The 9,387-nt window shown below is 42.0% G+C and carries 13 protein-coding genes; 7 read left to right on the top strand and 6 right to left on the bottom strand.

Translation table 11 applies throughout. The features are described 5' to 3' along the window. Positions 1 to 162 (top strand): FAD-dependent oxidoreductase (locus FTU03_RS11980; protein ID WP_373684504.1); only part of this gene is annotated, 162 nt, incomplete at its 5' end. A gap of 64 nt (positions 163 to 226) precedes the next feature. On the opposite strand, the gene FTU03_RS11975 is transcribed toward FTU03_RS11980, so the two are convergent. Then, on the bottom strand, positions 227 to 1,627 hold the full coding sequence (locus FTU03_RS11975) for a serine hydrolase (RefSeq protein WP_179993098.1): 1,401 nt from the start codon (positions 1,625 to 1,627) through the stop codon (positions 227 to 229). Positions 1,628 to 2,095: 468 nt separating this feature from the next. On the opposite strand from FTU03_RS11975, the gene FTU03_RS11970 reads away from it, so the two are divergent. Together FTU03_RS11970 and FTU03_RS11965 are read left to right on the top strand one after the other, a co-directional pair. Continuing rightward, complete coding sequence (locus FTU03_RS11970; protein WP_179993097.1) at positions 2,096 to 2,344, top strand: hypothetical protein; 249 nt, start codon at positions 2,096 to 2,098, stop codon at positions 2,342 to 2,344. A 127-nt stretch (positions 2,345 to 2,471) separates the two neighbouring features. Then, positions 2,472 to 2,672, top strand: coding sequence for a hypothetical protein (locus FTU03_RS11965; RefSeq protein ID WP_179993096.1), 201 nt, complete (start codon positions 2,472 to 2,474; stop codon positions 2,670 to 2,672). Positions 2,673 to 2,677: 5 nt separating this feature from the next. Here FTU03_RS11965 and FTU03_RS11960 read toward each other — a convergent pair whose 3' ends face one another. Together FTU03_RS11960 and FTU03_RS11955 are read right to left on the bottom strand one after the other, a co-directional pair. Beyond that, the gene (locus tag FTU03_RS11960) at positions 2,678 to 3,316 is read right to left on the bottom strand and encodes a LysE family transporter (RefSeq protein WP_179993095.1); all 639 of its coding nucleotides are present in this window, start codon (positions 3,314 to 3,316) and stop codon (positions 2,678 to 2,680) included. Between the two features lie 120 nt (positions 3,317 to 3,436). Then, entirely contained in the window at positions 3,437 to 4,003 is a 567-nt protein-coding gene (locus FTU03_RS11955) for an FxsA family protein (protein WP_179993094.1), read from the bottom strand. A 125-nt stretch (positions 4,004 to 4,128) separates the two neighbouring features. On the opposite strand from FTU03_RS11955, the gene ruvC reads away from it, so the two are divergent. Next, complete coding sequence (ruvC, locus tag FTU03_RS11950) at positions 4,129 to 4,674, top strand: crossover junction endodeoxyribonuclease RuvC (RefSeq protein ID WP_004784062.1); 546 nt, start codon at positions 4,129 to 4,131, stop codon at positions 4,672 to 4,674. Here the strand turns inward: ruvC and FTU03_RS11945 are convergent. Both FTU03_RS11945 and FTU03_RS11940 read right to left on the bottom strand, forming a co-directional pair. Further along, a complete protein-coding gene (locus tag FTU03_RS11945) occupies positions 4,671 to 4,952 on the bottom strand; it encodes an acylphosphatase (RefSeq protein WP_179993093.1) in 282 nt (93 codons plus the stop codon). The two genes, ruvC and FTU03_RS11945, sit on opposite strands and share 4 nt — an antisense overlap. An 11-nt stretch (positions 4,953 to 4,963) precedes the next feature. Then, entirely contained in the window at positions 4,964 to 6,421 is a 1,458-nt protein-coding gene (locus FTU03_RS11940) for an NAD(P)H-hydrate dehydratase (protein WP_179993092.1), read from the bottom strand. A gap of 23 nt (positions 6,422 to 6,444) precedes the next feature. On the opposite strand from FTU03_RS11940, the gene queG reads away from it, so the two are divergent. The 3 genes from queG to bioB all read left to right on the top strand — a co-directional run bounded on the left by queG (position 6,445) and on the right by bioB (position 9,005). Beyond that, positions 6,445 to 7,539 carry a tRNA epoxyqueuosine(34) reductase QueG gene (gene queG, locus FTU03_RS11935; RefSeq protein WP_159124491.1) on the top strand — a complete coding sequence of 365 codons (1,095 nt, stop codon included), beginning with the start codon at positions 6,445 to 6,447 and terminating at the stop codon, positions 7,537 to 7,539. Positions 7,540 to 7,645: 106 nt separating this feature from the next. Then, entirely contained in the window at positions 7,646 to 7,864 is a 219-nt protein-coding gene (locus tag FTU03_RS11930) for a hypothetical protein (protein ID WP_005236211.1), read from the top strand. A 139-nt stretch (positions 7,865 to 8,003) separates the two neighbouring features. Beyond that, the gene (gene bioB / locus FTU03_RS11925; protein ID WP_179993091.1) at positions 8,004 to 9,005 is read left to right on the top strand and encodes a biotin synthase BioB; all 1,002 of its coding nucleotides are present in this window, start codon (positions 8,004 to 8,006) and stop codon (positions 9,003 to 9,005) included. A gap of 10 nt (positions 9,006 to 9,015) precedes the next feature. On the opposite strand, the gene FTU03_RS11920 is transcribed toward bioB, so the two are convergent. After that, positions 9,016 to 9,243, bottom strand: a complete 228-nt coding sequence (locus FTU03_RS11920) for a hypothetical protein (protein ID WP_125279759.1) — start codon at positions 9,241 to 9,243, stop codon at positions 9,016 to 9,018. Positions 9,244 to 9,387: the final 144 nt, after the last annotated feature.

The raw sequence follows: 9,387 nt of genomic DNA, 5'->3' as shown, positions 1-9,387 counted from the left end.
GGTGAGATTGTGATTAACGAACGCAATGAAACCAATGTGAAAGGTGTGTTTGCTGCAGGTGACTGTACCACTGTTCCTTACAAACAGATCATCATCGCGACTGGTGAAGGTGCCAAAGCATCATTATTTGCCTTTGATTACATCATTCGTTCTGGTCAGTAATCCTTAAAATCCATGAATTAAAAAAGCCCGCACAATGCGGGCTTTTTACTATCTCAAAGCTGATTTATTCCTGTAAGAGTTGAGCTGCCAGTTTTTCAATATTTCCCATTTCAGGATGTACAGCAGCGACATTGGCTAAAATCGTCACTGCCTTTTTCTTGTTTAAATCAATCATCAAAATAGCAGAATGCCCTGCGGTATTTCCCCCATGCCAGATGATTTTGGTGCCATTTTCCTGTTCTCGCACAAACCAGCCCAATCCCAATTGGTAGCTACCTGCTTGTTCTGTGGTTGCTTGCTGAGTTAATTGTACTGCCGCATTTTTTGCATCGAGTTGAGCTTGTGCAAATCTGGTTAAATCTGAAGCTGTAGAGAGTACACCGCCCGCAGGTAAAAAGGTATCAAATGCCCAGGTGGTGATTTCTTTTCCTTGGGCATCAAATGCAGACACAAGTTGCTTAGCTGCTTGATCAGGCGAGGTATAGCTATGTTTCATCCCATACTTTTTAAAGACATATTCATTGAGTAACTCAGCAAAATCCTTATTTTGCGATTGACTCAAACTCTGTCCCAATAAAGCCACAGCCAAATTAGAATAATGTGGCACTTTTCCACTGTTATTTGCATGTTCAAGCTCTAAGGAATTTTTTAAATATTCTTCCAGTTTAGCTGCATCATATTCCTTATATGGATCAGTATCATCATCTACTTCCAAATTACTCGGTAGTCGTGGCAGTCCAGACGTATGATTGGCTAAATCCTGAAAGCGAACCTGGATATTGTCCTTGAATGGAAAGGCATAATAAGGATTAATCTTGTCATCCAGTTTAATTTTATTTTGTGTCACCAGTTCAGCCAATATGGTTGATGTCATCACTTTGGTCAGAGAACCAATTGCAAAGATTTTATCCTGATTGGCCTTGGCCTGGATTTTGTCCTTATGCTTCTGTACTCCATAGTAATGGGGTTTGTCCTGATCTAATACCGCTATCGCTACTTGAGTTTGTTCTGGAAAAGTACGAGTAACCTGATAAATTTTCTCTGCAATCGCTTTTGGATAGCCTTGAATAGCATTGACTGTCTTATTATTTGCTGCGGTAGATTCGATATAGGGCGTAAATAAAAGGCCGGAAATCTGTTGATCATTATTCAAACTCATGCTGAGTTTCAGACGATCTTTTTCAAAGTTGGCCTTATAGACTGCAGTCTCTTTGCCTTTAGACTCTATATACTCAAGACTTTGTATTTTGCCGAGTTGCTGCTGCAAGTCTTTAGAGACTTTTTCAAACATATTTAAAGGAATTGCCTTTTTCGCTTCAGGTGAAAACTTTTCAAAAATTGCTGTATAATTTTGCGCATTAAAATCCTGCTGAAACTGGGCAATAACTTCCTTTTCAATATCCGATTGGGCATAAAGACTGCTTATACAAAGCAAGGATGATAAAAACAGTGATATTTTCTTCATGAGATCAGTATTGTTCCTTAAGTTTATAGGGCACTTTCATAAAAATTATTGAAATTAAACATTTTTATAGACTTAATACAGTGCAACGAATAGTTAAAAAATAAGCAAAATATATTCCATATCATTCTATTTTGTAGGGCAGATCAATTCATCCAAGTTTTTGCCCTGTCTATTTGCCATTTTATACTTGTTTTTCTTAAGCTCCACTCGAACTGGTTCAAAAATTGCTTATGAATTGATAGATAGCATAGTTAATTATTTCAGAGAATTTTATTGAAATAATGTAACGATGTTATGTACTTAGCCAATTATTATTTGTTTTCCTCACTGAGACTTGGGTAACTTTTTGTTATATGACTTGTCAGCGTCTAATTTCATCATTAACATGAAATGCAGACCTGAAATACCTGAAATAAAAGTCCGTGAAAGATAACAAAAAAAATATCAAAAATGTAATGGAGCTTAGCAATGTACTATCAATATCACTGTGCGTGCTGCGATAAAGTTGTGGAAGCTGGCCAAAAAGAATGTCATGCCTGTGGCTCACATAATATTCGCAGCCCTTATGGTTTTTGGATTTTATGTCTGGTGGCCTGTCTGGTTACTGCAATCGCATTCAAGGTAATGCATGTCTATATCCAGTCACAGCAACAAGAAGCGCCAGCTCAATCATCTTTATTTGATGTGCTGCAACAAGATAATAAACGTCCGCGCTAATTTTTTTATCCTCAAGCAAGACCTGACTTGGATCAGGTCTTTTTTATGCGATTTTAACTTGAATATGAAACGCTGCCAGAATAGAAAATTTGAATTACAATAAGTCATCTTGCAGTGAGAGATGAAAATGGTTCAGTTAATTAAAAAAGGCGGCTTACGTGAGCGTGCCAATCGCAGTCGCAGTTATCAGGGTTCGGAAAATACTGAGGCCACCCTTAAACCGAATCGTTATCAGTCTCCAGTGCAGAAACAGGATCATCCAGTTTCTGATGCTTCCGCTGCACAGCAGCTTTCTACCGAAAACTCCTCTATTACCCCATCGAATTAAGATTTTTAGTTCATTAGAACCAACGCGTCATACCATAACCAGACTGCAAAAATCAGGAATAACCCGCCTGAAATCATATCGATATAACTTCCTGATCGCTGGTAAGCCTCTTTAATTTTGGGATGGGAAATTAATAGCATCAGTAAAGTAAAAGTAATAAAGGTTTGCAGCGGAATAATCACTGCCAGTTGCGCTTTTAAATAATCAGAAGCTGATGAGCTCAGTGCAAGTGAAAATACGCTACTGAAATAGATCAGGGTTTTAGGATTCGACAGATTAGTCAATAAACCCTGCATAAAGTAACTTTTTGGTGTTTCTACCGTATTTAAATCATCTTGAGCTTGATGCCTGTTCTGAAAACCTTGCCATCCACCTTTTAGCATGGCCCAGCCCATTTTGGCCAAAAATAGCCCACCGATGACCATCAATACCTGTTGAATCCAGGGAAACTGGTCGATCAATACGGTAAAGCCTGCTAGCGTCAATACCACCCAAACCACGATCCCCGCTGAAATTCCGGCAATTACCTTTAGGGCATTCATACGTGTCGTAGAAGCTGCACTTGTTGCGATAAGTAAGATGTCAGGACCGGGACTTAATTGAGCTACAAAATGTAGAAAACAGATGGTAAAAAGCAAAGACATTTAAAAAAGATCAAATGGTAAAAAAACTATTATAACTTTTGTTTAATGAAATTAGAAAGTTCCAATAAAAAAGCCGAATCATGAGATTCGGCTTGAAGCATTTATATTGAAAGCGTGATTTTATTTCTTGTTCACATCTTTCATTTCAATTTTCTTGGCTTCTGGGGTCACTTCACGGGCTTCACCATCAATAATGGTCGAATCACCATGCCCCCCCTGCTGGTTCTGCATATCCTGCATTTGACGCATCATTTCAGCAAACGGGTTTTGATCTGCACCGCCACCGACATCGCCCATCATGCCACCTATCATTTTTTCCATCATGGCTTGCTGACGTTTCATCATCATTTTCATCATGGCTGCCTGGAAAGCACGTTGTACAGGTGGAATCAGCATTAATACCGCAAGCACATCACTAATCAAACCAGGAATCAGCAGGAAAAAGCCGGCTAAGATTTTAGGCAAATTATTTGATAATGCTGGATCTGCACTCATCTGTCCCATCTGCATTTGCTGCATTTGTGGCATTACACCGGCCGAATATTTCCGGATCAGGTTCATACCGATAAAGAAGGCCGCTACGAACCAGAAAAATACGTACCACATGCTCCCGACAAGGTCACCCACGCCAATCCATACAAATACTTCGAGGACTAAGCCGGCCAGGATAATAAGAAATAATTTCATGAAAATTAATCTAATCTCAGTAAAATAAATATTAGGATGCTGTAATCAACTGCTTCATCAGGATCAAGCTTTTTTGATACGCTTATGTAACAATATGGGCATTATTTTATTTTTAAAGTGCAGGCATGTCATTAATTATTGGGATTGATCCCGGTTCGCGTCTAACAGGTTACGGTATCATCCAGAAAGAAGGTTCAAAACTCACTTTTGTTGATGCAGGAACGATTAGAACTGAAACAGCGGAAATGCCTGAACGTTTAAAACGAATCTTTGCTGGTGTCGAACGGATTGTCAAATTTTACGGCCCGACCGAGGCTGCGGTGGAACAGGTGTTTATGGCACAAAATCCGGATTCTGCTCTCAAACTGGGTCAGGCTCGTGGTGCGGCAGTCGCAGCCTTGGTGAATCTGGATCTGAAAGTTGCCGAATATACGGCACGGCAGATCAAACAGTCTGTTGTGGGCTATGGCGCTGCAGACAAAGAACAGGTTCAGATGATGGTTATGCGTATTCTGAACCTGACAATCAAACCGCAACAAGATGCTGCCGATGCACTTGCTGCTGCGATTTGTCATGCTCATGCTTCAGGCAGCATGAGTAAAATGGCCGTATTGAATGCCTTAGGCGGTATGGCACGCGGACGCAGCCGGGTCAGCACCCGTCGTCGTTAGTCTTTAGTTAATACTTTAAAATCCTGAAAATCAGCGTCCTGAAGAGTCAATTTCTGCTGATGAATTGCAGTGACTTCTGCACGTTGTGGTCCAGTTCTGCTGAGCTGGATCATTTCCCGAACAATCGCTTCCTTCCCCACAATGATAGCCTCAACTTCGCCTGTTTCCAGATTACGCACAAAACCCTTTAAACCTAATTGAATTGCTTGTTGTTCAAACCAGCGACGGTAGCCCACGCCCTGCACTTTGCCCTGAATGATCAAATGAATGGCCTGCATTTTTATTGTCCTTAGTGGTTCACAACCTGGTAAATGGCATGTTTCATATCTTGTGCCTGCAAGCCGCGTTCACCTTTTTTCGCCAATACATCACCGGCAAGTGCGTGCAAAGTTACGATTTCATGTAAATGGGTGGCATCTTTAAATTGGGCTTTCAAACTTGCGATCATGCCAGCAAGTACATCTCCCATTCCTCCGGTTCCCATACCGGCATTGCCTGCGGTACAGATGAAAAGAGCATCTTCTAAAATCAGGCTACCTGAACCTTTGAGCACCCATTGTCCCTGATATTTTTGCTGGAGCTGTTGAATTGCCTGAATACGATCTGCTTCGACTTCTGATGCTTTCATTTCTAACAAAGTAGCCGCTTCACCCGGATGTGGTGTTGCATAAGTATGGGCATTCAACTTTTGTGGTGATTTTGCCAGAAACCACAAGGCGTCTGCATCGAGAACTGTCTCCAGTTCTGATTGCTGAATCAGGTCAAACCAGTATTTATATTGCTGTTCAGCCCAAGTATCTCGTCCTAACCCCATACCAAAACAGACAGCATCCACATGACGAACTAAAGCTTGGCGTTGCTCAGCATCTAGCGCATTAATATCACGCAGCATGATATTCGGAGCACGTGACAAAATGGCAGTATGATGTTTGGCATCACAAACCACAGTGACCTTACCTGCACCGGCAGCAAAGGCTGCCTCAGCTGCCATAATGACCGCACCGCCCATATCGGCATGCCCCCCAATTACGAGCACATGCCCATAACTGCCCTTATGTCCAAAAGCTTCACGTTTAGGCAGATGAATTTGAGTCGAGGAAATTTGAGCTATCGGCACAAGTTCAGCATCGGGAGGAATAACCGAGATGACCTCTACCTTGCCGGCATATTCTTTGCCTCGTCCGGTAAATAGTCCCGCCTTTAAACCTAAAACAGTAAAACTATGATCTGCCTTAATGGCAACCGGCAAAGACTGTCCGGTATTGGCATGCAGTCCGCTTGGAATATCCACTGCAATTTTAAGACCTTGCTGGGCATTAATGCTTTGAATAATCTGTTGCCAATTTTCATTCAGATCACGGTTCAAGCCGATCCCAAATAAGGCATCAATATAGACATCATATTGTTTCTGAAAATTAAAACCTGAATAAGTGGGTATACCGATTTGCTGAGTTTCCCGGATTGCTTGAGCCAGATCCTGTGATGGATTGGGTTCTGCTGCATAAATATCTATTTCAAAACCGGCCTGTTTTAAATATTTACCTATCAGATAACCATCACCGGCATTATTACCCTGACCGCAACACACAGCGATTCGGGTCAATTGCTGTTGTTCCAACAAAGGGATGAGTCGCTGCGCAATCGACCATGCTACCTGTTGCATCAAACCATAAGAACTATTTTGCTTGCCAAACCAGCGCTGCTCCCATGCTTGTATATTGCGGCTATGATAAACTTGCTGCTGCATTTCTTATTTCCTGTTTCTGGTTTATGACAACACCCGATTCCCAAGCGCAAATCCAAGTTTATCAACAAGATCCCCATGAACTGAAAGCGTGGATCAAAGCGCAGGCACGAGAACTGGGTTTTTCTGATTGTGTCATTGCCCAACCGGATGCTCAAGCAGAATTAGTCCGCTTGCAGGAATATTTAGACCGCGGCTATCACGGTGATATGAAGTTTTTGGAAGAAAATCTGGAAAAACGTGCCGATCCCACACTGCTTATTCCCAATACCAAATCCGTGATCTGTGTACGAATGGATTATCTGGTCGATCTTCCAGAACCGCGTCTAGTGCCCTATGCACCAAATTCTGCGATTATTGCCCGTTATGCCCGTGGTCGTGACTATCATAAGACCATGCGCGGGCGCCTAAAAATGCTGGCTTCTAAAATTCGGGAAAAAGTCGGTGAATTTGAATCCCGCCCCTTTGCAGACTCTGCTCCTGTATTTGAAAAATCCCTGGCCGAAAGTGCGGGCATGGGCTGGACCGGTAAACATACTTTATTAATCCATAAAAAATCCGGGTCTTTCTTTGTTTTAGGTGAGCTGTTTAGCTCACTGGAACTGCCCTTTGATGAGCCTGCAAGCAAACATTGTGGTTCATGCACAGCCTGTATTGATATTTGTCCGACACAGGCTATTGTTGAACCGTATATGCTGGATGCACGTCGCTGTATTGCTTATTTAACCATTGAGTATAAAGGGATCATTCCAGAGGAGTTACGTCGAGGGATTGGTAACCGGGTCTTCGGTTGCGATGATTGTCAGTTGATTTGTCCGTGGAACAGCTTTGCTCAAAAAACTAATATTGAAGATTTTCACCCCCGACATGGACTGGATCAAGTGAGTTTACTGGATCTCTGGCAATGGGATGAAGCTACATTTTTAAGCTCAACTGAAGGCAGTCCATTACGCCGTACCGGCTATCAGAGCTTTATGCGCAATATTGCGATCGGCTTGGGTAATGCGCCTTTTGATCCACAGATTGTCCAGGCATTACAAGCTCAGCAGAATCAACATGATGAGATTGTACAAGTTCATATTGACTGGGCCATACAGGAACAACTGGCAAAATCCCGGTAATTTTCAATTTTTACTTCGGTTCACATTTTCTCGTCAAAGCCTTACACAGTTACTGTGCAAGCTATGGCATAAAGGAAAAAGAATAGAAATAAAGCCGGAGGTGGATATGCAAAAGTCATCTGATACACAACATCAAAATCAGGAACAGCTTGAAGAGTTGCAACATCAACACCAGAAGCAGCAACAACAGCAACAGCAGCAGTCACAACATGGCCCGCTTGGCTCTCCAAAAAATAACCAGCACGAACAAGATGAACGTGTATTAAACAAGCAACATCGTAGTGATTTACAAAACCAGAATATTCACGGAAATCATCGTGAATAAACTCCGATCAAGAGTTCAACTACAAAGCTCACCTTGTGTGGGTTTTGTTTTTTCTATAAGGTCATATTTTGCTAATGAAGATGGCGATACTTTTACTTAAGATGGAGCCTGATAAATAAATATGAACAAGGATGGACAGATGAACAGTATTGATCCGATACGTAATGATTGGTCTCGTGCAGAAATTGAGGCCCTGTATCAACAACCTTTAATGGATTTGCTCTTTCAGGCTCAACAGGTTCATCGTCAATATTTTGATGCCAATGCCGTTCAGGTCAGTACCCTGCTCTCTATTAAAACCGGTAAATGCCCAGAAGATTGCAAATACTGTTCTCAGTCCGCACATTATGACTCCAAACTCGAAGCGGAAAAACGAATCGCAGTAGAAAAAGTAATTCAGGAAGCAAAAGAAGCTCTTGCCTCTGGCAGTTCACGTTTCTGTATGGGAGCAGCATGGCGTAATCCGCATGAACGTGATATGCCTTATGTACTGGACATGGTACGTGAAGTCAAAGCACTGGGACTCGAAACCTGTATGACTTTAGGCATGCTGAATGCCTCACAGGCAGAACGCCTGAAAGATGCAGGACTGGATTATTACAATCACAATCTGGATACGTCACGTGAATACTATTCACATATTATCAGTACCCGCAGTTTTGATGACCGATTGGATACACTGGATCATGTGCGTCAAGCGGGTTTAAAAGTGTGTAGTGGTGGCATTGTCGGCTTAGGTGAAAGTCGTAATGACCGGATCGGTTTATTGTTTGAGCTTTCTACCCTTCCAATTCATCCGGAATCTGTGCCTATCAATATGCTGGTGCCAATCGAAGGCACACCGATGGCAGATGTTGAAAAACTGGATGTGATTGAATGGATTCGAACTATTGCAGTGGCCCGCATTCTGATGCCAAAAAGTTATATTCGTCTTTCGGCAGGCCGTGAATCACTGACTGACTCAGATCAGGCATTGGCATTTATGGCAGGCGCCAACTCAATTTTCTCAGGCGAAAAACTTCTAACGACTCCAAATACAGCCAAAGGTCGTGACCAACAGCTCTTTGAAAAATTGGGACTGGTAGCAGAACAACCAAAGCCAAGCATCCGCGCATTGGCGACTGATGCAATGGCAAGTTAATTGAAATAATTCAAGATGCTGAAAAGTTATGCGCAGTAATTAAAATGCCATAACTGGCATTGAGATAATCACCGATCCGGATCTGGTCTGTTCCATTGGCATGATGTACGACCAGTTCCTGCGTCAGTGCATCAAAACTAAAAGAGTCATAACAGTCCTGATGCAGGCTTAACCAGTGTAAAGTGTCAGCCAGATTTTCATCTACAATATAGGTTTTGGCATGGAAATCTTTGCTCATTTAAGCCTTCTCATCATGTGGTACTGGTAATGATTTTAATGGATATGAGTTTAGATTAAATATAATGGATATAAAAAAGTGAGCATATCGCTCACTTTTTCTTGCAGTATTTTTTAATCTCTTTGGGTACCACATTTGCGGCAT

The organism is Acinetobacter sp. YH12046 (assembly GCF_013419905.1).
Lineage (GTDB): Bacteria > Pseudomonadota > Gammaproteobacteria > Pseudomonadales > Moraxellaceae > Acinetobacter.
The sequence above is the reverse complement of the archived record's forward strand: the minus strand, read 5'-3'. Positions and strand labels throughout refer to the sequence as shown.

What these genes read in the sequence shown, in the direction of transcription:
- FTU03_RS11970 (WP_179993097.1), top strand. Translation starts at nt 2,096, where the DNA reads ATGTACTATCAATATCACTGTGCGTGCTGCGATAAAGTTGTGGAAGCT.
- FTU03_RS11975 (WP_179993098.1), bottom strand. Translation starts at nt 1,627, where the DNA reads ATGAAGAAAATATCACTGTTTTTATCATCCTTGCTTTGTATAAGCAGT.
- FTU03_RS11960 (WP_179993095.1), bottom strand. Translation starts at nt 3,316, where the DNA reads ATGTCTTTGCTTTTTACCATCTGTTTTCTACATTTTGTAGCTCAATTA.
- ruvC (WP_004784062.1), top strand. Translation starts at nt 4,129, where the DNA reads ATGTCATTAATTATTGGGATTGATCCCGGTTCGCGTCTAACAGGTTAC.
- bioB (WP_179993091.1), top strand. Translation starts at nt 8,004, where the DNA reads ATGAACAGTATTGATCCGATACGTAATGATTGGTCTCGTGCAGAAATT.
- queG (WP_159124491.1), top strand. Translation starts at nt 6,445, where the DNA reads ATGACAACACCCGATTCCCAAGCGCAAATCCAAGTTTATCAACAAGAT.
- FTU03_RS11940 (WP_179993092.1), bottom strand. Translation starts at nt 6,421, where the DNA reads ATGCAGCAGCAAGTTTATCATAGCCGCAATATACAAGCATGGGAGCAG.
- FTU03_RS11945 (WP_179993093.1), bottom strand. Translation starts at nt 4,952, where the DNA reads ATGCAGGCCATTCATTTGATCATTCAGGGCAAAGTGCAGGGCGTGGGC.
- FTU03_RS11965 (WP_179993096.1), top strand. Translation starts at nt 2,472, where the DNA reads ATGGTTCAGTTAATTAAAAAAGGCGGCTTACGTGAGCGTGCCAATCGC.
- FTU03_RS11955 (WP_179993094.1), bottom strand. Translation starts at nt 4,003, where the DNA reads ATGAAATTATTTCTTATTATCCTGGCCGGCTTAGTCCTCGAAGTATTT.
- FTU03_RS11930 (WP_005236211.1), top strand. Translation starts at nt 7,646, where the DNA reads ATGCAAAAGTCATCTGATACACAACATCAAAATCAGGAACAGCTTGAA.
- FTU03_RS11920 (WP_125279759.1), bottom strand. Translation starts at nt 9,243, where the DNA reads ATGAGCAAAGATTTCCATGCCAAAACCTATATTGTAGATGAAAATCTG.